We start from the raw sequence: 22,189 nt of genomic DNA on the forward strand, positions 1-22,189 counted from the left end.
TAATAATATATTTTATTCATTGGCACAAATATTAATTTTTAATTCACGTAAAACATAAGCCTTAAAGATAGTATTTACTATCAGGGAATGATTAAATCCAGAATTCTGCTGAATCAACCTCTCTTTTTCTAGCTGTAGATGATTGATTTATAGTTTCATATGAACATATACAAAAACCCGTCCACCTAAGGAGGACGGGTTACACATATATTCAAGGCAATCACTCCACAACCGGGAGCCAACCTTTTATCCCAATCAACTTTTCCCAAAGCGGATCTGGAATGACCAGTTCATCCTGATCTTTCTTTGAAAGAGTGGTCCGTATTTCCGCTTCTTTTCCAGACCTGATTTTTTCAATCCAATGCGGTTCCATAAGAAGTTCACGGCCAAGGGCGATAAAAGGGACACCCGTTTCCATAGCTTCCGCAACTTCATCGGGTGTATGCAGTGAGCCTACACCGACAACAGGGATACGATTACCTACTTTATCGTAAATTTTGACGATGCGTGACTTTGTCCTATCACTCTCGCGGAATGAGCCATTCCAGAAGTGGCCTACCGATATATGTAGATAATCCAGGTTTTGATTCGCTAATCTATCAACGAATTGAATCGTATCATCTAATGTGATTCCAGGATTGCTGCCTTCTTCAGGAGAAAGGCGGTAGCCGATGATAAACGGCTTTTTCGCATGCTCAGCAACCGTTTTCTCGACTTCATTCACAATGGTAAGCGGGAAAATCAATCGTTTTCCCAGTGTTCCACCCCAGTTATCCGTACGACGGTTCGAGTGTGGCGAGAAGAATTGCTGCAGCAAGTACGTATTGGCACCATGGATTTCCACACCATCGAATCCTGCTTCGATTGCCCTTCTTGTTGCTTCTCCAAATGCCTTAATAATGTCTTGTATTTCATCTTCACTCATTTCCCGCGGTACAGGTGCTTCCTCGCTGGAAGCGATGGCACTTGCAGAAACAGGTTGGTTATCAGGCAATAATTCCGGCGGACTTTGCCGGCCTCCATGATATATTTGCAGGATCGCTTTTGAGCCGTTGGACTGAATCGTTTCGGCTAGTTTTCTCAAGGAAGGGATAAAGAAATCGTCATCTGCACTAAGTTGGCCTGGGAATCCCTTGCCTCCAGCAGATACATAGGCACATGCCGTGACCACCGCACCTACACCAGCCGAGCGTTCAGCGTAATAGGCCAGTTCATCATCGGTTACAACGCCTTGATCATCTGAAGAATAAGTGGTCATAGGAGCCATCATGATACGATTTTTCACTTCTACCCCTGATGGAAATATATATGGTTGAAAAATCTTTTCGTATTTTTGATTCATGCCAATCCTCCCCCTTTACTCTTAGTGGTGATGATGTCCGTGCGGTTCTTTAGAAGGATTCGTGATTTCAAAGCCTTCTTCAGGTACATAAAAATATTTAATCCAGACACCATCCAGAAATTCTTCACGTGAATCAAGCAAAATATCGATTTCTTTATCTGTTTTGACGATTTCATCATGCTCTGCCGGTGTATCCAGCTTCATGTCATAATGGGCATGATCACCATGCATATGGGTGATATATACACGAATCATTTTCCCTTCGGCTTCTTCAGTGCTCAGCATTTTTTGTAAGACCTTTGCTGCATTGCGATTTATTTTGCAATTCATGTCCATTCCTCCAACAATAAAATTATCCCTGTACTGAATTCTACCCAATTAAGGGTTATCAGTAACATCCATTTTCCCCCTTCATGATTGGCCATGTACTCGGTCTGAAGGAAAGACGATGCCGATTTGCTTTCTTGCTTCATCCATGATTTCCATGGTCAACAATGAATTCGAATATGAATTAATATCGGATTCCATTTTCCCCTGCTGTATCAAATCAACAAATTCTTTCGCTTCATAATACATGGTAGGCATATCCTGTTTAACAGAAATATTTTCAGTGGTTCCATCCCGATACTGAATATCCACCGCTTGCGGTCCTGAAATTTTCTGAATGATGATGCTTCCAAGTTCACCTTGAATTTCCGATGGCAAATTGGATTCAGTAATTTTGGAAAACATGACGACTGCCTCCATTTCATCATATGAAAGCAGAATCGTTCCCTGCCCATCAACTCCTGATTCAAGCATCGTACCTGATGCCTGCACCTTATTCGGTTTACCGAACAGTACAACAAGTGGATAGAGGACGTAAATGCCTAAATCCATTAAAGAGCCACTGGAGAATTCCGGATTGAATGCATTCAGCACAGTTCCTTGTTTATATGAATCGTAGCGTGATGAATATTGGCAAAAGCTTCCCGAGAAACGCCTAATCTTCCCGATTTTATCCAGATTCCCTTTTATACTTTCGAAATTCGGCATGATGGTCGATTTCATAGCTTCCATCAATAGCACATCATTTTGTTTTGCTGCCTCAATCATATCCCTTACTTCTGCCGCATTCGAGGCCATTGGTTTTTCACATAATACATGTTTTTTATTTTGTAAAAACAACACGGCTTGCCGGCAATGATGAGAGTTAGGGCTTGCTATATATACAGCATCGATTTCATCGCTGGCAGCCATTTCTTCTATATTCGTAAAAGTCGTATGTACTTCGTATTTATTGGCAAATTCCTTGGCTTTCTCTTCTGTACGTGAATACACGGCGGTTAAAGATAAATCCTCTACATGCTTAGCAGCCTCCAAAAATCGTTCCGTGATCCAGTTTGTACCTATTACCCCTAATCTTATCAACATCCTATCCCCTTTCAAGCTAACTTAATTATGTCCTCAATATACAGACATTTCACTGAAAAACAAAGTATAATGAACAACCGCAATTGTTTAAATTGGATTTTTTAGGCAATATTCGTTTATAATTTTTCTATATTACCACTGCCATGATGTTTCTACATACTCCCAAATTGGGAATAGAAGACTTAAAAGGAGCGTGTGAAGTTTATGACAGAATTAATGAAAAACAAAGTTGCCATCATTACCGGTGGAGGATCGGGAATTGGCCGGGGCGCTGCACTGAAACTAGCTGAAAACGGCGCGAACATCATCTTTTTTGATCGTACAGTCGAAAATGCCGAAAAAGTGAAGGAAGAAGTGGAGAACCTTGGCCGAGAGGCTTTAATCATTAAAACGGATGTTTCCAAGGCTGAGCAAGTTGAACATGCCTACAAGACGGCCTATGAACATTTTGGAAAAATTGATTTTGTATTTGCAAACGCAGGCATCAACGGAGTGATTGCCCCTATAGAAGACATAAAGCCAGAAGATTGGGATCAGACACATACCATCAACCTCAAAGGCACCTTTCTCACCATCAAATACGCCATTCCCTACATGAAGGAAACAGGCGGCAGCATCGTAATCAACAGCTCCATCAATGGAAACCGATATTTCAAGAATTTTGGTTTTTCCGCTTATAGTTCATCCAAAGCTGGTCAAGTCGCTTTCGGAAAAATGGCTGCACTCGAATTGGCAAGATATAAAATCAGGGTAAATACCATTTGTCCCGGCTCCATCGATACGAACATTCACGATAACACATTCCCGGAAGATGAAAACTTAAAAAAAATCACGATTCCCATTGAATATCCGCAAGGCTCCCAGCCCCTGGCGAAGAAAGCGGGAACTACCGAACAAGCGGGTGATCTCGTATTGTTTCTAGCATCAGACATGTCCTCACATGTTACGGGTACGGAAGTTTATATCGATGGAGCAGAATCACTTTTATGATTCATACTTACCCCCTTAAAGGAAAAAGCTGAAACCCACATCAGGATTTCAGCTTTTTTACTTTTTAAGCAACTCGCCTTAATCCGCGACGGGCAAGGAGTAAATAAGCGAACATGGCGATGACATGACAACTTACCATCACAATTCCCATCGGCAAGGGTGACTCACCTGAACCTAATCCCACCAAGGGAGCCATTAGTGATCCCAATATGAAGGGAAGCAGGCCTATTAAAGCCGAAGCACTGCCTGCTGTTTTTTTCTGATTTTGCATCGCTAAAGAGAAACTCGTTGTACCAACAATACCGACGCTGGAGACAGAGAGGAATAAAGCGACCAAGATTCCTGCCAACCCCATTTCAAGAAGAACTGTGGCAAGAAGTAATATCCCCCCAAACAAGGCTAGGCATAATCCCATTTGAAGCAGTTTTTCTTCTTTAATCTTCCCAGCAAGCTTCCCGGCAACTTGTGAAGCGATGATGATCCCAATTCCGTTTATTGCAAAAATCAGGCTGAAGGTCTGTGGGGAAACCCCATAAATGTTCTGGAGAACAAAAGGCGATCCGGAAATATAAGCGAACATTGCAGCACTTATGAATCCTTGTGCAAAAGCATAGCCCATAAACACACGATCCTTCAATAAGTTCCCAAAAGTCCTGACTGTATCGTTTACCCCACCGGCACTCCTGAGATTAGACGATAAAGTTTCCTTTATCCCAAAAAATGCAGCCGCAACCATAATGATACCTAATACTGAAATGACAATGAAAACTCCCCGCCAAGAAGTGAACTGCAAAAGTTGACCGCCAAAAACCGGAGCCAATATCGGTGCCGCCCCATTCACAAGCATTAACATGGAGAAGAACTTGGTCAAATCCGTTCCTGAAAAAAGGTCACGAACTATGGCCCTTGAAATGACAATGCCTCCCGCTCCTGCAATACCTTGGATAAAACGTAATAATAAAAGCAATTCAATGGTTGGAGCAAAGGCGCATAACAGAGATGAAATGCAATAAATGGATAAAGATATGACTAACGGTGTCCGCCTTCCTTTTGCATCACTTAGAGGCCCTAAATAAATTTGGCCCAAAGCCAATCCTAACAAGCAGGCAGTCAAGCTCAGCTGCGCTAAAGAAGTACTGCTATTCAGATCCTCTGCCAGTGTAGGGAGACCTGGTAAATACATATCAAGTGACAGTGGTCCAATCGCTGCAAAAGACCCCAGCATAAGAGCCATCAACAGCCTTTTGGATTTAGTCATTTCGTTGCCTGATGATATCGTTTCCTTCATTTCAATCATTATTACCCCTATCCCTTTCAACTAATTGTTTTTCCTAAATAAAACTCGACTTTCTTTATTTTACAAAAGATCGATACAATTTACGATAAGAATGCTTCACTCGAATTCGTTTCTTCCATTCTGCATTCAATTAAGCATTAATGTGAGGATAAAGGAAAACTTTTAACGGACAAAACGATTCTCACCTTCGGATGCAACTCCATTTGAGCGTTATTTTCAGCTTCGGTTAAAAGAATCCAATAAAAAATGACCCCATTTTGGAGTCATTCTAGATTGTAGACATACTCGAAATAAAGCGAGTTTGCCTGCCATTTTTTATTAAAAAAACGTTGCAGTTGATTTCAGCCGGAGCACTTTTCACCATCTATACCGGACGTTTTTTGTTATCCGGAGCTTCTCCTCGGCCGTCCACGTATTTATCCGACCTACACCCCACTTTATTCGACCGTTCACGTATTTATCCGACCTACAACGCTCTTTATTCGACCGTTCACGATTTTATCCGACCTACAACGCTCTTTATTCGACCGTTCTCATATTTATCCGACCTACAACGCTCTTTATTCGGCCGTTCTCATATTTATCCGACCTACAACGCTCTTTATTCGGCCGTTCACGATTTATCCGACCTACAACGCACTTTTCGGTCGTTCACGATTTTTTCGACCTTTACCTCACTCCGAAGCATTTATTTTAAGATTCACGGATTAAATCCGCTCCCCATTCCGCCGACCGTCTGTCCAGTTCATCAATTTAGTAGGTTTTATCCTATAAAACGGTCAAAACTCAAGGTGTCTAATCAAGTCTCGTTTTAAAATCGTAATAGGGATTCGGGATGTGACCATTCCAAATCCCTTTTAGGGTCATTTTGATTTATTCAACACTACTAAATTACGGGGAGTATCACCAGATAACCCCTCCATCAAGTTTTGTACAGCTAAAGCAGCCATTTTCAATCTAGTGGCAATGCTGGCACTGCCGATATGCGGCAATGTAACCACATTGGGCAATGTTAGCAGTGGGTGGTCCACAGGGACGGGCTCTTCTTCGAATACATCCAATCCAGCCGCCCAAATCTCTCGACTCTCCAGCGCCTGGTACAATGCTTTTTCATCGATAATCCCGCCTCTTGCGGTATTTATGAGCACAGCTGTCCCTTTCATTAATTCAAGCTGCTCCTTGCCAATCATGTAAGTGGTTTCCGGTGTGAGCGGCAGCATGACACAAACGAAATCCGAGATTTGGAGCAATTTTTCAAGAGGCTGATATTCGATTCCTAATGTATTTTCCTGTTCATATTTACGGCTTCGATTAAAATAAACTAAGTTCATATCGAACCCTTTAGCTCTTTTGGCAAGGGCTTCCCCAATCCTGCCTAACCCGATGATACCCAGCGTTGCACCGTGTACATCTTGTCCGGTCAACTGCATCGGCGACCAGGTTTCCCACTTTCCGCTCCTTAAATAATCTTCAGCCTCCATCAACCTTCTCGCCGTTGCAAGCAGTAAGCCGAAGGTTAAATCAGCTGTCGTTTCCGTTAAAACCCCCGGTGTGTTCGTTACCATGATGCCCCGTTTTGTTGCACTTTGAACATCAATATTATTATGGCCCACTGCCATATTCGCGATGATTTTCAGATTAGGCGCCTGTTCAATCAGTGACTCATCGATTTGTTCCGTCAATAAGCAAAGCAGTCCCTCTACTTCTTTCATTTCTTCTTCAAGGACTTCTCTAGGGACCGGTATATCCTCTTGATCCCACATCCTGACATCATAATTTTGACTAAGACCTTCGATGATTTGTCCTGGCAATTTCCTTGTAATATAAATTTTTTGCTTCAAACCCTAAACCTCCCATACCGTTTCGTTCCATGAAACGCATTTTTGCACCTTTTGTCGTCTTCAGTTTTTTTACACAAAAATAATTAAAAGAATATTGGCTAAATTACTGGCTTGTTTATTCAATTTTAAAATAAACTAGATAAATAGACCATTCATTTCCAATCAATCTTACTATTAAATTTCTCGATTGCCTGTAAGCTTCCGCTTGACAGTTTCAGTTCATTCAATTAATCATAGAATAATAACCCTTTAAATCTATTCGGTCATTAGTAATTTTTCGCAATTTTCCAGATGAAGTTTATCTCGATTTAGGAGGATATGGGACGTTCATGAAAACGAATACAACATATAAAATTTATCCAATTATAGCTCCAAGCGCTTTATCTTTAAAAAGTATAAACTTTTATTTAGTTAAACAGGATGAATCTTTAACATTAGTCGATGCAGGTATGAATGATGACGTCTGCTGGAATGCACTGCAGCAAACATTAAACGAAAATGGATTTACCGTTGGAGATATAACGGAAATTTTATTAACCCATCACCATGGAGACCATGTTGGTTTGGTCAACCGGATTACCGAACTCCATCCGATTCCCGTTTATGCCCATTCTAAATCCATTCCCCGTTTAAAAAGGGACCCTGCCTTCTTAAGTATGAGAATTGAATTTTATCAGCAGCTTTACCATGAGATGGGCTGTGGTGAACTTGGAGATAAACAAGTGGCTTACCTATTCAACGCGGTCGATAATAATAAAGATCAAAAACTGAATGGTGACATCATCGCAATCACGGAAAAACAATTGCTGAATTTTGAAGTGATCGAATTTCCAGGGCATGCCCCGGATCAAATTGCATTCCTTGACAAAGAAGGAAAACGGCTTCTTGCCGGTGATTTATTGATTGAACATATATCAAGCAATGCCTTGATCGAACCTGATGAAAACGGTAATAGAATGCTGACCCTTGTAGATCATATCGATTCATTAAAACGATGTTTAGCATTACAGGTGAATCTCCTCTTTCCTGGTCATGGTAACATCATTGAACAACCTGGTCATACGATTGAAAAAAGACTCAACAGCATAGAAAGAAAATCACAAAAGATCCTGGCCTTGATAGAATCCGGAATTTCTACAGGCAATGAACTGGCAAAGGAGTTTTACAAACAAAAGTATTTAACAGAATTCCCGCTCGTCATGTCAGAAATCATCGGCCATTTGGATTATTTAGAATATCAGGGGAAGGTCATGAAACAACTCGTTGAAGATGTAGTTCATTATCAAGCTAAATGACATTAAAAAAGGCTGAAATTGAAATCGTCCCCACTTAGTAGGGACTTTTTTGTGGAAAAATATACAAAATAATTGAATCTGAAATACATAGGCCTTTTTGGGTGTTTTAATTAATCTAACAGGAGATCGATTAGAATGTGAAGAATTTATTATCTGAATATTAAATATTTTCAGAATAGGGGATTTGATGTGAAAAGAAAATTTTTAAAGGTTTTAAGTTCAACAGTAGTAGCCGCAACTTTACTTGGCCCAAATTTCAGCTTAGCTGAAAGAGGACCAAATCCGACAGGTGGAACGAATCTTTCTACCGAAGCATTCCTTAATTATGACGAACTTGTAAAAGAATTAAATCAACTTGAGCAAGCGAGTGCAGGGAAAGTCAATGTCGAAGTTGCCGGAAAAACGAATCAGGGCCGTTCCATTCAAAAAGTGACTGTCGGTCATGGTGACAAAGTCGTTCTTATTCAAAGTGAAATTCATGGAAATGAAAAAACAGGAACTGTCGCGTTATTGAACATTCTTAAAAACCTTGGTCAAAGTAACTCACCTGGGGTAAAGAAAGTACTTGATGAACTAACAATTGTTGCCATTCCAATGATGAACGTAGACGGCTCAGAGCTTGATCGTCGTGGAAATGAGATGAAATGGTCTGAAGTTGTAGGTAAATTCCCCCAACTTTCTAATGCAAAACCTACTTGGAACTATTACACTACTCCCAGATCAGGAGACGACTATGCTAGCAAACCGGGATTTGATGTTAATCGTGACTTCAATCCAGACCTAAATTATGTACCAAAGCCTCAAGACTTCCCGGGGGCATCTGAAAAGCCAGGCTGGTTTATTACCCCCGAAGCGCAAACGCTACGTGACACATATAAAGGGTTAAAATCGAAATTCGGGAAAGTGGATGTTTTTATCGATCTTCATCACCAGGGATTCCCATATATCGAAGGAACTGATGAGCGTGCAACTATGTCAATATCAGGAAAATTCGTTCCTAACCCAAGCACTCCAGAAGGTGCTAAATATGAAGAGTATGCAGATAATTTCAAATATGATTTCTCTCGTCAGTTGACACTTACTGCGTATAATGCACTGCAAGCAAAAGGGAATTCAGTTTTTACAAATATTTCATTATATGATCAATCTATTGACCTGCCAGGAACTGCTTTAGGGACGTTTGCTTTAAACGGAAGTGGGACGGTTCTATTTGAAGTTAGTGGTCAAACACAAAACTTTGGGCAAAAAAAGAATGGCCAGCTCGTAAAAACGGTTGAAACGGGGCTAATGGGTATTATCAATGGTGTAACAGATGGATCGGTTCATAATCTTAATCCATCAGACTATGAAAAAATTCCTGAAAGTTCATCTACACCCGGAATCTAGTCAATTTTGAAACTTAATTGTAAAGGCGGGCTTGTCCGCCATCTGGCACCGGTTGAATATCGAAGCCAGATGGCAGCAAAGCCCTTTTTATTTGTGGGTAAGTCCATATCCAATTAAAGATTTCAGCCTTTTCTTGCTGAAGATACTCACACGCACACGACAATCTCTCTGGAAAAAATGCCTTTCCTGGCAACACAGCGATCGGCGATCTCAAATCCTGCTTCTTCAATCATATGATCCATCGTGTCGATCGTTACGACGACGACCTTGTCAGCAAAGCCCCTGGCATGTTTAAGGATCGATAGCTGATCTTCCGGTGTCGCATGTGTATATAAATTGTAGGGCATATCGATAATCGCTACATCATATTTACTGGTGACCTCCGAAATCGGACCTGTAGTTACATCACCTTCGAGTCCGAAATAGGCAATGTTCTCCCTGGAACCGTCGGTAACAAGCGGATTGATATCCCGGCCGACAATATTGATTCCCATCGACAATGCTTCTACCAATACCGTTCCAATTCCGCAACATGGATCAATTGCCTTCACTCCATCCGGATGCGGAACGGCTATGTTGGCAATGGCCCTCGCCACTCTTGTGCTTAGCGCTGTTGAATATTCACGGGGCTTTTTCATATGTTTTAACCAAACCGCTTCAGGTTTGACATACTTCCCGAAATACCAACGTCCGCCAAGGGTCACGATTCCAAAGACCTGATCAGGATTGCGTACATCGGCATTTCCCTGAATGTGCCAGCCAATCTCCCGTTCAATTTCACGCTGTCCATCATAATCTATTTTTGCTTCTTTATTCAAATCGTTAATTTTCACGAATAATACTTTGAACGTCGAATCAGGCAAATGGATATCCTTCACTTGCTCAACGATTTCGGATATGCTCTCCCCTTCAAACATCACTTCGACCCGCCCTTTTATGAAAGGGCTCCTGCTCGGTTCAATTGCTATATCACTTTTCAAAATATCCCCTGAAGTCTCAAAGCCAAAGAACGAGCGCATCTCCATTTTAGATAATGAGCGTTCGTCAGGGGTGCATGTAAACGTATATATATATGCCGGTTTGCGGCTATGATTAGTCAATCCATTCCCATCCTTCATTACTTTAGATTATCTCTTTCTATCAAACATAGCTGTAATAGTATAGAAAAGCAAATGGAATCGTGCAGTAAAAAGCAGGAATGCTTATCATTCAACATTCCTGCTGTTATATTTTTCATTGTTCCATCACTAGCGGATAGGAATTATTAATCCAATTTATACAGCCGGCTATTTATATACTTTGCACGGGCCTCAATGAATTTCAGGATGAATTCGGGCTCATTATCAAATTTCACAATATCCCCCTTGATATATGGATCTTTTGAAATATAAGGTCTTATTTGATCATGCATTTCCTGAATGATAGGTTTCATATAGCCCACGTTAAATTGATTGTTCAAAATCTCCTTAAGAAGTTCTTGGTATCGGACACGAAAACCCCTTACATCAAGGATTCTAGCAGTCAATGTATTGAACCCCTCGATTCCCACATAATCCTCTTCCATCACTCTCCCGTTAACATCCCTGCCCCATGTCGCATCATAATCCCATGGAATCATTTCAAAGAGTCCAGTTTCTCCATTTCGATACAAGGCATAGTTATGAACGAACCCATCATAGTTTTGTGTGAATATGACACCGGCCAGCCAGCGCAGGTATTTTTCGACATCGACATATTTTACAATTTCCTTTTCAAATTCCACTCTTGAAATTGTATTGATTTGAAGAATCAACTCTTGTAAATATAATTCATCCTTTTCTGTTCCGCATTTTTTTTGATAGCCCATCTCCAATGATTTTTTGATTCCTTTATCCAAATCGCTCATCAATGAGAAATTGGCATCACCATCCACTGCATAGAAAATGGACCCCTGTGGCAGACCCCTTTTCTTCAAATAATATTCATCAACCGATTCCAATTCCAGGTATATCCCTTCGTCTTTTCCGTTCAGATTCAGGAAAACGAACTGGGAGTTAGGTGATAAGATTCCTATATCCGAAAAAAAGTCTAAAGATAATTTATTTCTTAATAAAGATTTATCTTTATATTCGGCATTTAAATGAACTTCCTTGGCACTCTTAAAAGTATTAGGTTTATAAAAGACTACATTATAGGATTTTTTGCGAAAACCACGGATATGAGAGCCACGGTAAACAATATCAATATCAAGTTTTTTTCTGTTAAGTGTTAACTTTGCCGGTAAAGGATCATTGCACCATATATCTCTGCGAAGTTCCATTAAATTAACTGGTGAAATAAAAAGCTGGTACACAGGCAGCTTCTGGTCAGAATCCATATAACCCTTCCCTTCACTTTCACTTTCATATTAAATTATGAAAAAAAGCGAGGGGTGTCACCAAAAACAAATTTTATTAAAAATTGTGCTATTATCTCTGGCATATTACGTACAAACGCATAGTTTACGAATAGAAAGGAGGATATATAAATATGTCTGACATCATTCGAAATATACAAAATGCGGTGGATAGAGCCAATTCCTTCGGGTTAGGCGATTTCATGTATAATGACCCATGTTCAAAAGGCCGTTCTTCACGAAAAAACAACAATAATAGGCGAACTTCCCGTAGAAGCACTAAACGTTGCACGAGCAGGAATCGGTCCACTTCCGGCACGCAAAGACGCTCTTGCTGGAAACGGAGATCTACATGCAGCACACAAAGGCGCACTAGCAGGAGGAGGTCCACTTGCAGCACACAAAGGCGCACTAGCAGAAGGAGGTCCACTTGCCGTACGCAAAGGCGCACTAGCAGAAGGAGGTCCACTTGCCGTACGCAAAGGCGCACTAGCAGAAGGAGGTCCACTTGCCGTACGCAAAGGCGCACTAGCAGGAGGAGGTCCACTTGCAGCAGACAACGGCGCTCCAACAGAAACCGGTGTTCGTCCAACCACTGCAGTTGGCTTTGCGGCAATAACTTTCGCAATAAACGGAAAAGGTGCTTCTAGTTTCATGGTACCGTTTTAATTACAACTAATATTTTTTTACTGGATTATTAAGCTTTACTTTAAAGTACAATTTCTATAAAAAAACACAAACTCGTCCTATAGGTAGGGGCGAGTTTTGTGTTTTTCACGATCGTTAAATCCAGTCAAATGTCCCTTTCCTTAAACAATAAAAAAGGATCCTACCCTTTTACATACGGTAGGATCCTTCAAGTTTCGCTTATTTAACGGAGACCAATTCGAACTGTGCATACACATCCTTCAGCCCTGCTTGAATGGCTTGACCAGCCTTCCCACGATAATGCATTTGCACACGATCAATCAATTCTTCGATACCATCTTTCAGGCAATAACCGCGCAGCAGCTGACGAATGAATTCCCTTCCATGTTCTGTAGCAAGTGTACATGAAGCCTCGACTATTACTCCATATTTAAAGTCAAGCTCTACCGTGATGGTGATGGAATCATATATATTTCTCGCTGCCATCCCTTGTGGAAGCTTTGCATGCCCTGCAATAAAGTATGTGTTCATCATCTGATCTCCTCTATCTATAGTTAATGTACGGAAACCTGCTCGAAGGGCCATGCAGGCAATTGCTTACGAAGCTCTTTATCTTGTCTGTAGCCAAGTGCGTATTCACCCTGCATTACAGTATGAATCTCACGGGTTCCTTCATAAATGACCGGAGCTTTTGAATTCCGCAGAAAACGTTCCACTGGATATTCATCCGAGTAGCCATAGGCACCATGAATTTGAACAGCATCATTGGCAGCTTCGTTTGCAGCATTACATGATATCCACTTGGCAAGCGATGTTTCCTTCGTATTCCTTTTTCCTAGATTTTTTAAGGTACCCGCTTTAAAAACGAGCAATCTGGAAATCTCTAAATTTGCGGTCATCTTGGCAATCATCTGTTGAACGAGCTGATGCTTGCCAATCTCTTTTCCGAATGTGCTTCTTTCATGGCAATACTTCAAGCTTGCTTCCAGGCTTGCTTCTATTAACCCTACAGCACCTGCGGCCACTGTAAACCGGCCGCTGTCCAATGCCGACATGGAAATTTTAAAGCCCTCACCTTCTTCACCAAGCCTATTCTCCACTGGAACTTTTACATCCGTTAAAAAGATTTCGCCTGTATTCCCGGCACGAATTCCCAATTTCCCTTTAATGGCTTTCGACTCCACTCCCTCGAAAGTCCGTTCCACAATAAAAGCAGTGATGCCCCTTGAACCGGCATCATGATCCGTCTTGGCGAAGATAAGGAAATGATCTGCATAATCACAGAGCGAAATCCATGTTTTAGACCCGTTCAAGATATAGTGGTCCCCAACACGTTTTGCCGTTGATTTCATTGCAGCAACATCAGACCCTGCATTCGGTTCAGTCAGACCAAAAGCACCTATCTTGATCCCCTTTGCCTGCGGTACTAAATATTTCTGTTTTTGTTCTTCCGTCCCCCATTGCAGCAGGGTCATGCTATTCAACCCTGTATGTACCGAAACTGCAGTACGGTAAGCCGTATCGCCTCGCTCCAGCTCCTCACAAACGATGGCCAGGGTATTATAATCCATTCCGACTCCGCCATACTCTTCTGGTATACAAACGCCCATCAACTGCAATTCCGCTAATCTTTTTAAAATATGTGGCTGGAATTGACCTTGCCTATCCCACTCTTGAATGTAAGGGATAATTTCCTTATCGACAAATTTCCTTACCACTTTCTTCACGCTTTGCTGCTCTTCTGTTAATTCGAAATTCATCATTAAAATTCCTCCTAAATAATTTTATTTTCTTTGAATTTGCTTATTTGGTCTGTACTATATCCAATATCAGCCAAAATGGAATCGGTGTGCTCACCATAGAGCGGCGGATGCTTTCTCATCGTAACCGGCGTTTTTGAAAGGTTCAGGGGCGATCCCGTCACTCTAAGCTCTTCGATTGTGGGATGCTCCATGCTCACCAACATGCCTCTTGCGATGATTTGCGGATCCTCGAACATCTCTGCTATATCATTGATTGGACCATTGGGTATCCCTGCATCATCAAACAGCCTTTTCCATTCCTTCTTTGTCTTTCCTTCCAACAAATCCTCTATTATCGGTATTAAGGCTTCCTTGTTTTGCAAACGTTTTTCATTATGCTTAAACTGTTCCTGCTGGGCTAAATCAGGTCTGCCTATAACGGTTGAAAACCTTCTGAACTGATCATCATTTCCTACTGCAACGACAAGCTCTCCATCGCTTGTCCGGAATGTCTGGTATGGAACGATATTGGGATGCTGGTTACCCATTCTTTCAGGGGTCAAGCCACTGAATAAATAGTTGCTGGCGACATTCACCAATGAAGAAACCTGACAATCCATTAATGAAATATCAATTTCCTGACCTTCCCCCGCTTTATCCCTATGATGTAAAGCGGATAAAATGCCAATGCATGTATACAAGCCAGTCAATATGTCAGCTATGGCCACCCCGACCTTCACGGGACTCCCATCTTTTGCTCCTGTGATGCTCATCAAACCACTCATCGCTTGAATGATATAGTCATAGCCAGGCAAATCCTTATAAGGTCCTGTTAAACCAAATCCAGTAATCGAGGCCAAGATCAATTTGGGGTTCATTTCCTTTAAATCCTCATAACCTAACCCCATTTTTTCCAATGTGCCCGTCTTGAAATTTTGGATCACTATATCCCCTGAAGCCACTAACTTCCGGAAAATCTCTTTCCCTTGTTCCGACTTTAAATTCAAGGTCATGCTTTGCTTATTTCGATTGGCACATAAATAGTAAGCGCTTTCTCCTTGGGCGAATGGCGGACCCCAGCCTCTCGTTTCATCACCTGATTCATGATGCTCGATTTTAACAACATCGGCACCCAAATCACCGAGAATCATTGAACAAAACGGCCCCGCCAAAACACGGGATACATCGATAATCCTGACTCCCTCCAAAGCTCCATTCATATCATCACCCCTTTCAAACTGTCGGGATACACAAAAAAGAGCCAGTAAAACCAACAATGTCATTACATTGAATGTTTCACTGACCCTTATCCACGAACTGTCTTCCTGCAAAGGAAGATCAAGTGAACCAAGTCAATTTTTATAGATTCCAGTTTTATAACAAGCCGGCCATGCAACAAGGTAACTTGTTGTCATCGGTTTGGTAAATTAAGTATAGTGCGATTTTTTGAATTTTGCAATAATTTTGTATCGGTGTTTTTATTACTTCCTCTGAAATACTCTGTAGCATACCTCCCGTTAATATAAAAATACTTCCAGTAGTAATCGGAATTGCCTTTATTCGTGAGGCATGTGATGATTGAATATGCATAGTGTCAATATTTGAATTATACATAAATATCAATTATCGCTCGCTAGACTAGGAAAAATGAAAGGGAGATGGCGATATGGACAATAAAAAAGCGGAAATAATCGAAGCGATCAAGAAATACCACACAATCATCATTCATCGCCATGTTAATCCGGATCCGGATGCATTGGGATCACAAATCGGTTTAAAGAGGCTATTGAAGCATTCCTACCCTTCTAAAGAAGTCTTTGCGGTAGGCGAAGAAGTGGATAAGCTTCTATTCATTGGTGATATGGATGTCATTTCCGATAACAAATACAAAGGTGCCTTAGTGATTGTTTGTGATACGGCCAACATTTCACGGATCAGTGATTCCCGCTACTATCAAGGGGACATGCTGATCAAAATTGACCACCACCCTGAATATGAACAATTCGGTGATCTTTCTTGGGTTGACCCTTCCTATAGCTCCGCAAGTGAAATGCTTGTTGATTTATTCTTGGAATTTCCAGTGGGATTTGTCATGAATAAAGAAGCGGCTAAATCATTTTATGCAGGAATACTTAGTGATACAGGGAATTTCATGAATGGGAATACCACTCCGCGGACATTAAAGATGGTTTCACATTTAAGAACTTATAATATTCAGCCAGAAAGAATTCATAACAGTCTTAATGTAAAGGAAAAAAACGCTTCAAGACTTCAAAAAGATATCCTCATGAGCTTCAAGGTAACCGATAAAGGAGTAGCTTACTTCATTATTACCGAGGAACTTTTAAATATGTATGGCGTGGATCGACTCGAAGCTTCGAATTTAGTCAATACACTATCAAGTGTCAGGGGCAATAAAATTTGGGCTTTCTTCATCGAATATCCTTCTGAAATCCGTGTCAGGATACGTTCACGGAATATTCCCATCACTTCAGTCGCACGTCAATTCAATGGAGGAGGACATTCACTGGCTTCAGGAGCTACCATCCATTCCTGGGAAGAGGTTGATCATGTTATCCAAGCATTGGATCAAGTCTGTCCATAACAGGGAGTTCATGACCTGCGATGTTTATATGCAAGAATATTTACCCAGTTCAATTAAAACGGATTAATTCGTCCTTCGCCTGATTACAAAAAAAGCGCCAAAGCCAGGATGGCTGAGGCGCTTGCTTGTTTCAATTTATTTGGACACTTCTTGAAGAATTGATAAATCGATCATGCCTTTTATATCATTGCTAGGGATATAACCAGCTTCTTTGCTTATGTCGGCCATTTCCTGAATGACTTGCTCATTAACTTCGGTTGTCACTTCAAGGCGTGAAAATGCTGAAGCGACTTCTTCTTTACTTAATTCTTTTCCAGTCAGTTCCTTCAAATGCTTAATAACCAGTTCTTGGCTTTCTTCAGGGTTGTCTTGTATAAACTTCACCGCTTTTTCATGCGCTTTCAAATAGGAAGCAGCGAGCCCCTTTCTATCCAAGAACTTCTGGCTTGCAGCCACTACCGTGTTAGGTGAATCTTTCCCCCATGCAAATTGATCCCAGTCAAGCAGTAACTTTCCTTTTGCCTGGTTTTCCAATACATAACCCCATGGTTCCTGGGTTGCTGCTGCATCGACTGATTTTTGGACAAAAAGGGCGGTTGTGTCTGCAGGTGCTGCCGCATACAGCTCAACTGTGCCCCCATTTGTAGTCGGTTTTAAGTCAACATCTTGAAGGGCCTTCCTAAGCATGACATCCTGTGTGCTTCCAATGACGGGAATCGCTACCTTTTTACCGCCCAAATCTTTTAAATCCGTAACCTTGCTGCCCTCGCTAGCAACAAGTACGGCACCTCCATTAACAGCCCCGGAGATCAAGTGGTATTCAGGGTTTTTTACGTAAAAGTTAAGCAATGGACCAGGACCGACCGTTCCGACATCAATGGCGTTTGTAGCCATTGCTTCCATGAATAATCCGCCATTTGCTACTGTTTTGGTTTCAATCTTAACATCTTTACCAAACTCTTCTTCGAAAAAGCCTTTTTCAAGTGCAATGATCGTTGCACTGTGGGTTAAGTTAGGAAAATACCCAATTTTCACGGATTTCCCCCCGGAACCTTCTCCTTCTTCATCATTACTGCTGGATTGAGTGCATCCGCTTACTATTCCGATTAACAATACAGACAGTATAAGGGCAAAAAATGATTTTTTCAGCATATTCTTTCTCTCCTTTTTAACTATTATTTTATTAAACTACCGTTACTTCACTCCCCATTTCAGTTGAACATTACGTTCAAGACGGGAGAAGACGACATTATCCACGATTGTTCCGATGATAGCGATGATGATCATCACGGAGATGACCAAATCCATTTGTCCCAGTGATCTGCCCATTTCCAGCAATTGTCCAAGACCGCCTCCCCCGCCAAGTAATTCACCGGCCATCAATGCACGCCAGGAAAAGGCCCATGCGATTCGGAGACCGGATATTATTTGCGGGACGGATGCTGGTAAAATCACGGTGCGAAGAAAATGAAACCCAGTCGATCCATATGTTTTTGCAACCCGCTGATACAACTGTGGTACATTCCGGAAGCCACTCGTTGCATTAACCGTCATCGTCCAAGTTGCGCCGATGGTGACGATGAAGAGGATCGAAAAATCATTCAATCCAAACCAAATGATCGCTAAAGGGAACCACACGATACTCGGGATGGACTGTAAAGCCGTCACGACGAATCCTAAAGTGTCTTCGACCAATTTAAAGCGCCAAATGAAATATCCTAATATCAGACCTACTATAATGGCAATCATAAAGCCGATCAGGATACGGCCAAGGCTTTTTCCGATGGCTTCGGTTATTTGTCCGCTCATCAGTCCATTAAACAGAGTTTCCAAAACCTGAGTCAGGCTTGGGAACATGAAATCCGGAAGACTGGAAAGTCTAGATGTGACTTCCCATATCCCCGCTATCATCGCGATGAATATGATTCGTCTTAAAGCTGTAATCATTCCCCATTTCCTCCTTCAGCACTTTTTCAATTTCCTCCTGCAAAATCGATAGAACCCTTTGTTCTGTATGCAAAGTTACACTATCCGGCATAACTCCATCTTTCATGGAAGGGACGGAAATCGTCTCTTTGATTTTCCCTGGACGGGTTGCAAAGACGATAATTTTTTCGGAAAGCTGAACAGCCTCACGAATATTATGGGTAACGAAAAAGATCGTCACTTTAGTTTTTCTCCAGATTTCAAGCAGCTCTTTATGCAAGACCATCCTCGTTTGCTCATCAAGCGCAGAGAATGGCTCATCCATCAACAGGATATCCGGTTCCATCACCAACGCTCTTGCGATGGCTACCCTCTGTTTCATGCCCCCTGAGAGTTGATGTGGATAGGAGTCAACATATCGGCTGAGGTGAACCATCTTTAAAATGTCCAATGCCTTGGCTTTAGCCTCTTCATTGGGAATTTTCTTTAACTTCAATCCGTATGTAACATTTTCAAGTACCGTCAACCAAGGGAATAATCCCGCCTCTTGAAACACTACAACCCGTTCCGGACCTGGCTTCACCACTTTTTTCCCAGCTACACGTATTTCACCTGTATCTGCCTTATCAAGTCCGGCAATCAGATAAAGGAGCGTGGATTTCCCACATCCTGAAGGGCCGACGATCGAAACGAAGCTTCCTTTCTCGACTTCTATGTTTATCTTATCGAGCACCTTTATGCTTTCTTTCTTTTCATTCTTAAAACTTTTTTCAATGCCATCTATTGTTAAATACATAAAGTCACCCCACTTTTATATCGCATCGATTTACTAAACATTATTTCTTAATAATGATTAATCCAATGGTTTTTGTCAACTATAAAAATGCAAAAATTCTAATTTATCGGTATCTTTTTATTCAATTGTCGATGTATTGATAAATATTCCAGACTTACACAAAAATACAAATGAACAAATCCCAATCAGCAAATATAAAAACCTGAGCCCTTTGTAAGGGTTCAGGCTAATTTTAATATCCATTTTTTCACCTACACTCTTTCGATGACCTTAAAAAATCCTGCTTCCATACAATTTATCCTTCATCTTTTGTGTCCTTGCATGCAGAGGCTTTTTCAAAATGACACCTAAGATGAGTGTGAATATTAAAAAGAGAATCAGGATAAAAATGTCCTTGCCAGCTACGCTCCAAGTTATTCCCCCAACAGATTCACGAAGTAAACCCACAGCATAGGTGAACGGCAAGTACGGGTTAATATGCTGAAAAAAGGGCGGTGTGACCTGAATCGGGAAAGTGCCTCCTGAACTTGATATTTGAAGGACCATCAATACGACGCTTATCCCTTTTCCAACATTTCCAAGAACGGAAACGAAGGTGTAGACAATGAGTGTAAATACTGTACTTATCAGAACAGAAAACAGGATGTACTCAAATTTATCCGCTACATATACATCGATCAGGATGATATTCCCAATGGAAACACTAAGAGCCTGCATTACCCCAATGATGAAAAATATAAGATACCGCCCGATATAAATTTGATACGGGCTGTAGACCTTTTGAGAAACACCCACGCTAAGCATGGAAATCAATATTGTACCACCGACCCAAAGGGAAAGTGCCGTAAAGAAAGGAGACATGGCGGATCCATAGTTCGGAATCGGAAAGAGACTGTGTTTATTGAGCAGCACTGGTTCTGAAAAAAATTCACTTTCTTGTTCAATATCATTCCTTAGGAAATCGATCACTTCTTCCATATTATAAGACTTATCGAATTCCCTCATTTTAGAAGCTAGAGCCTTTATTTTCGTTTCGATTTCCGGAAACTTATTCTGTAACTTATCGATATCCCCTGTACGTGTTTCCAATGTTCGATTGGTCTCATTCAATAGCGTCCTAACCTCAGGAAGAACCTTCGCTCCCTCCTCCATCGTAATCTGGACACTATTCAATATTGCTTCTGTTTCAGTCCAGATTTCAGTGAATTTTGGCCCTGTTTCCTTTGAATAGTTCTCCTGGAATCTTGCCAAGACTTGATCATTGTTCCCGCCAAGTTCTATAAGTTTGCCGAAGGATCGGTTATTCAGCGCTTGAAGTTGGTTCGAAGCATTATCCCTTAGTTCATCAACCAGCTGTATTTCTGGCTGAAGCAAGTTTTGCTCATTAAATTGATTGACCCTCACCAATAAATTATACATACTGTCCAAAAGGTACAACTCTTTATTTATCCTCGTTACCCCTTGTTCCACTAGCTGATCATACTCATTGCCAGGCAAATCCTGACCCGTTAACCGGTTCGCCAGCACTATAACGGAATCATTATCGCTCCTGATGTTCGCAATATCATTTTTCAAAAGGGGACTGATTCCTTCGAATGCCTGCCTTGTTGAATCTACATAACTAGAAACGTCCGATACCAATTTGTCCTTCTGCGATGTTATTCCTTCTATCGAATCCAGGCCATTATTAACCTTCTTAATGATATCTTCAGCCTTTTTGACATGTGTTTGAACGGTTTTGATATTTTGCTCGAGCTCAGGCAGTTCACCCTCTAATAAATACACCATATTCTTCATTTTTTGAATCGTCGGCAACTCGTTTTGCAAGGTGATTCCGAGTTCATTAAAGATTGCAAGGATACTCCCACTGGCTGATTTGATAAAGGTTTTGCTCACATTGTCCACAATGCTGTTGGCACCCGCTGCCGTTATTTTAGGAGCAATGGAATTGATCTTTTCATTAACATAGTAATCAATTTCCGCCTTCTTAGGGTCATCGGTCATGATCGTCGCAATATGTTCGGAAAAGTTCTCCGGGATGATGATGGATGCATAATAATCACCCTTTTCCACCTTTTCTATCGCTTCTTTTTCCGATGTGAATCTCCAGCCTAGATCCTTATTCTCCTTTAACCCTTCCATTACTTCCTTGCCTATGTTCACGGCTTCACCATTTAACTCCGCACCTTTATCATTATTGGCAACACCGACAAGGATTCCTTCCGTATTTGCATACGGGTCCCAAGATGCGACAATATTGAACCACGCATAAATGGAAGGGATGAACATGAGAAAAACAACTACGATACATACAAAGAAATTTTTATAAATGCTTTTTAAATCGTCAATGAAAATTTCCTGAATATTTCTCAAAACATACCCCCGTGCAAAAGTATTTTGATACTATTATTCGAAGAAATTTCTTTAACGATACAAGTAAACATATCCATCGATTTTTTTCAGACCAAATAAAGAGAAGCAAGTAACGAACTGCTTGCTTCCTGAGATTTCACGAATCTTGAATACCTGGTTTA

At 41.2% G+C, this 22,189-nt stretch carries 19 protein-coding genes and 1 pseudogene; 6 read left to right on the plus strand and 14 right to left on the minus strand.

From position 1 onward, the window contains the following. Positions 1-220: 220 nt before the first annotated feature. The 3 genes from ACWF5P_RS26290 to ACWF5P_RS26300 all read right to left on the minus strand — a co-directional run bounded on the left by ACWF5P_RS26290 (position 221) and on the right by ACWF5P_RS26300 (position 2,752). Positions 221-1,342: an NADH-dependent flavin oxidoreductase gene (locus ACWF5P_RS26290; RefSeq protein WP_260356967.1), complete on the minus strand. Its 1,122-nt coding sequence runs from the start codon at positions 1,340-1,342 to the stop codon at positions 221-223. A gap of 21 nt (positions 1,343-1,363) precedes the next feature. Further along, the gene (locus ACWF5P_RS26295) at positions 1,364-1,672 is read right to left on the minus strand and encodes an iron-sulfur cluster assembly accessory protein (RefSeq protein ID WP_101224065.1); all 309 of its coding nucleotides are present in this window, start codon (positions 1,670-1,672) and stop codon (positions 1,364-1,366) included. A gap of 81 nt (positions 1,673-1,753) precedes the next feature. Then, positions 1,754-2,752, minus strand: a complete 999-nt coding sequence (locus ACWF5P_RS26300; protein ID WP_434169626.1) for a Gfo/Idh/MocA family oxidoreductase — start codon at positions 2,750-2,752, stop codon at positions 1,754-1,756. A gap of 207 nt (positions 2,753-2,959) precedes the next feature. Here ACWF5P_RS26300 and ACWF5P_RS26305 point away from each other — a divergent pair, with 207 nt between their 5' ends. Further along, positions 2,960-3,745: an SDR family oxidoreductase gene (locus ACWF5P_RS26305; RefSeq protein ID WP_101224066.1), complete on the plus strand. Its 786-nt coding sequence runs from the start codon at positions 2,960-2,962 to the stop codon at positions 3,743-3,745. Between the two features lie 64 nt (positions 3,746-3,809). Here the strand turns inward: ACWF5P_RS26305 and ACWF5P_RS26310 are convergent, their stop codons facing one another. Together ACWF5P_RS26310 and ACWF5P_RS26315 are read right to left on the minus strand one after the other, a co-directional pair. Next, the gene (locus ACWF5P_RS26310) at positions 3,810-5,042 is read right to left on the minus strand and encodes a Bcr/CflA family efflux MFS transporter (RefSeq protein ID WP_434168943.1); all 1,233 of its coding nucleotides are present in this window, start codon (positions 5,040-5,042) and stop codon (positions 3,810-3,812) included. Positions 5,043-5,905: 863 nt separating this feature from the next. Then, entirely contained in the window at positions 5,906-6,883 is a 978-nt protein-coding gene (locus ACWF5P_RS26315) for an NAD(P)-dependent oxidoreductase (protein WP_434168941.1), read from the minus strand. A gap of 329 nt (positions 6,884-7,212) precedes the next feature. Between ACWF5P_RS26315 and ACWF5P_RS26320 the strand changes: the two genes are divergently transcribed. Together ACWF5P_RS26320 and ACWF5P_RS26325 are read left to right on the plus strand one after the other, a co-directional pair. Next, positions 7,213-8,178: an MBL fold metallo-hydrolase gene (locus tag ACWF5P_RS26320; RefSeq protein ID WP_434168939.1), complete on the plus strand. Its 966-nt coding sequence runs from the start codon at positions 7,213-7,215 to the stop codon at positions 8,176-8,178. Positions 8,179-8,367: 189 nt separating this feature from the next. Next, positions 8,368-9,564 (plus strand): M14 family metallopeptidase, encoded by a 1,197-nt coding sequence (locus ACWF5P_RS26325; protein ID WP_230177670.1) that lies wholly within the window; start codon positions 8,368-8,370, stop codon positions 9,562-9,564. A gap of 146 nt (positions 9,565-9,710) precedes the next feature. On the opposite strand, the gene ACWF5P_RS26330 is transcribed toward ACWF5P_RS26325, so the two are convergent. Together ACWF5P_RS26330 and ACWF5P_RS26335 are read right to left on the minus strand one after the other, a co-directional pair. Further along, a complete protein-coding gene (locus tag ACWF5P_RS26330) occupies positions 9,711-10,682 on the minus strand; it encodes a TRM11 family SAM-dependent methyltransferase (RefSeq protein WP_101224070.1) in 972 nt (323 codons plus the stop codon). A 146-nt stretch (positions 10,683-10,828) separates the two neighbouring features. Further along, a complete protein-coding gene (locus ACWF5P_RS26335) occupies positions 10,829-11,920 on the minus strand; it encodes a CotH kinase family protein (RefSeq protein WP_434168936.1) in 1,092 nt (363 codons plus the stop codon). A 152-nt stretch (positions 11,921-12,072) separates the two neighbouring features. Here ACWF5P_RS26335 and ACWF5P_RS26340 point away from each other — a divergent pair. Both ACWF5P_RS26340 and ACWF5P_RS26345 read left to right on the plus strand, forming a co-directional pair. After that, positions 12,073-12,126 (plus strand): annotated as a pseudogene (locus ACWF5P_RS26340) (hypothetical protein); the annotation flags it as partial. A gap of 22 nt (positions 12,127-12,148) precedes the next feature. Beyond that, a complete protein-coding gene (locus ACWF5P_RS26345; RefSeq protein WP_452445506.1) occupies positions 12,149-12,607 on the plus strand; it encodes a hypothetical protein in 459 nt (152 codons plus the stop codon). A 198-nt stretch (positions 12,608-12,805) separates the two neighbouring features. On the opposite strand, the gene ACWF5P_RS26350 is transcribed toward ACWF5P_RS26345, so the two are convergent. The 3 genes from ACWF5P_RS26350 to ACWF5P_RS26360 are packed head-to-tail and all read right to left on the minus strand — an operon-like array spanning position 12,806 to position 15,548. Further along, complete coding sequence (locus tag ACWF5P_RS26350) at positions 12,806-13,117, minus strand: DUF3870 domain-containing protein (RefSeq protein WP_048682993.1); 312 nt, start codon at positions 13,115-13,117, stop codon at positions 12,806-12,808. Between the two features lie 23 nt (positions 13,118-13,140). Next, positions 13,141-14,346 carry an acyl-CoA dehydrogenase family protein gene (locus ACWF5P_RS26355; RefSeq protein ID WP_434169625.1) on the minus strand — a complete coding sequence of 402 codons (1,206 nt, stop codon included), beginning with the start codon at positions 14,344-14,346 and terminating at the stop codon, positions 13,141-13,143. Between the two features lie 14 nt (positions 14,347-14,360). Continuing rightward, positions 14,361-15,548, minus strand: a complete 1,188-nt coding sequence (locus ACWF5P_RS26360; RefSeq protein WP_434168935.1) for a CoA transferase — start codon at positions 15,546-15,548, stop codon at positions 14,361-14,363. Between the two features lie 446 nt (positions 15,549-15,994). Here ACWF5P_RS26360 and ACWF5P_RS26365 point away from each other — a divergent pair, with 446 nt between their 5' ends. Further along, positions 15,995-16,933 (plus strand): DHH family phosphoesterase, encoded by a 939-nt coding sequence (locus ACWF5P_RS26365; protein ID WP_434168934.1) that lies wholly within the window; start codon positions 15,995-15,997, stop codon positions 16,931-16,933. Positions 16,934-17,068: 135 nt separating this feature from the next. Here the strand turns inward: ACWF5P_RS26365 and ACWF5P_RS26370 are convergent, their stop codons facing one another. From ACWF5P_RS26370 to ACWF5P_RS26385, 4 genes are all read right to left on the minus strand, one after another. Beyond that, positions 17,069-18,085, minus strand: a complete 1,017-nt coding sequence (locus ACWF5P_RS26370) for an aliphatic sulfonate ABC transporter substrate-binding protein (RefSeq protein ID WP_402941457.1) — start codon at positions 18,083-18,085, stop codon at positions 17,069-17,071. 42 nt (positions 18,086-18,127) lie between these two features. Next, on the minus strand, positions 18,128-18,880 hold the full coding sequence (locus ACWF5P_RS26375; RefSeq protein WP_101224076.1) for an ABC transporter permease: 753 nt from the start codon (positions 18,878-18,880) through the stop codon (positions 18,128-18,130). Then, on the minus strand, positions 18,813-19,655 hold the full coding sequence (locus ACWF5P_RS26380) for an ABC transporter ATP-binding protein (RefSeq protein WP_101224077.1): 843 nt from the start codon (positions 19,653-19,655) through the stop codon (positions 18,813-18,815). The genes ACWF5P_RS26375 and ACWF5P_RS26380 overlap by 68 nt, the downstream gene beginning before the upstream one ends. A gap of 270 nt (positions 19,656-19,925) precedes the next feature. After that, positions 19,926-22,028, minus strand: a complete 2,103-nt coding sequence (locus ACWF5P_RS26385; protein ID WP_452445505.1) for a YhgE/Pip family protein — start codon at positions 22,026-22,028, stop codon at positions 19,926-19,928. Positions 22,029-22,189: the final 161 nt, after the last annotated feature.

Source organism: Peribacillus sp. NPDC055009 (genome assembly GCF_053608705.1).

Excerpts from the sequence above, each read along its gene's own strand:
- ACWF5P_RS26290 (WP_260356967.1), bottom strand. The coding sequence starts at position 1,342 with ATGAATCAAAAATACGAAAAGATTTTTCAACCATATATATTTCCATCA.
- ACWF5P_RS26295 (WP_101224065.1), bottom strand. The coding sequence starts at position 1,672 with ATGAATTGCAAAATAAATCGCAATGCAGCAAAGGTCTTACAAAAAATG.
- ACWF5P_RS26305 (WP_101224066.1), top strand. The coding sequence starts at position 2,960 with ATGACAGAATTAATGAAAAACAAAGTTGCCATCATTACCGGTGGAGGA.
- ACWF5P_RS26310 (WP_434168943.1), bottom strand. The coding sequence starts at position 5,042 with ATGATTGAAATGAAGGAAACGATATCATCAGGCAACGAAATGACTAAA.
- ACWF5P_RS26320 (WP_434168939.1), top strand. The coding sequence starts at position 7,213 with ATGAAAACGAATACAACATATAAAATTTATCCAATTATAGCTCCAAGC.
- ACWF5P_RS26330 (WP_101224070.1), bottom strand. The coding sequence starts at position 10,682 with ATGAAGGATGGGAATGGATTGACTAATCATAGCCGCAAACCGGCATAT.
- ACWF5P_RS26335 (WP_434168936.1), bottom strand. The coding sequence starts at position 11,920 with ATGGATTCTGACCAGAAGCTGCCTGTGTACCAGCTTTTTATTTCACCA.
- ACWF5P_RS26345 (WP_452445506.1), top strand. The coding sequence starts at position 12,149 with ATGACCCATGTTCAAAAGGCCGTTCTTCACGAAAAAACAACAATAATA.
- ACWF5P_RS26350 (WP_048682993.1), bottom strand. The coding sequence starts at position 13,117 with ATGAACACATACTTTATTGCAGGGCATGCAAAGCTTCCACAAGGGATG.
- ACWF5P_RS26355 (WP_434169625.1), bottom strand. The coding sequence starts at position 14,346 with ATGAATTTCGAATTAACAGAAGAGCAGCAAAGCGTGAAGAAAGTGGTA.
- ACWF5P_RS26360 (WP_434168935.1), bottom strand. The coding sequence starts at position 15,548 with ATGAATGGAGCTTTGGAGGGAGTCAGGATTATCGATGTATCCCGTGTT.
- ACWF5P_RS26365 (WP_434168934.1), top strand. The coding sequence starts at position 15,995 with ATGGACAATAAAAAAGCGGAAATAATCGAAGCGATCAAGAAATACCAC.
- ACWF5P_RS26370 (WP_402941457.1), bottom strand. The coding sequence starts at position 18,085 with ATGCTGAAAAAATCATTTTTTGCCCTTATACTGTCTGTATTGTTAATC.
- ACWF5P_RS26375 (WP_101224076.1), bottom strand. The coding sequence starts at position 18,880 with ATGATTACAGCTTTAAGACGAATCATATTCATCGCGATGATAGCGGGG.
- ACWF5P_RS26380 (WP_101224077.1), bottom strand. The coding sequence starts at position 19,655 with ATGTATTTAACAATAGATGGCATTGAAAAAAGTTTTAAGAATGAAAAG.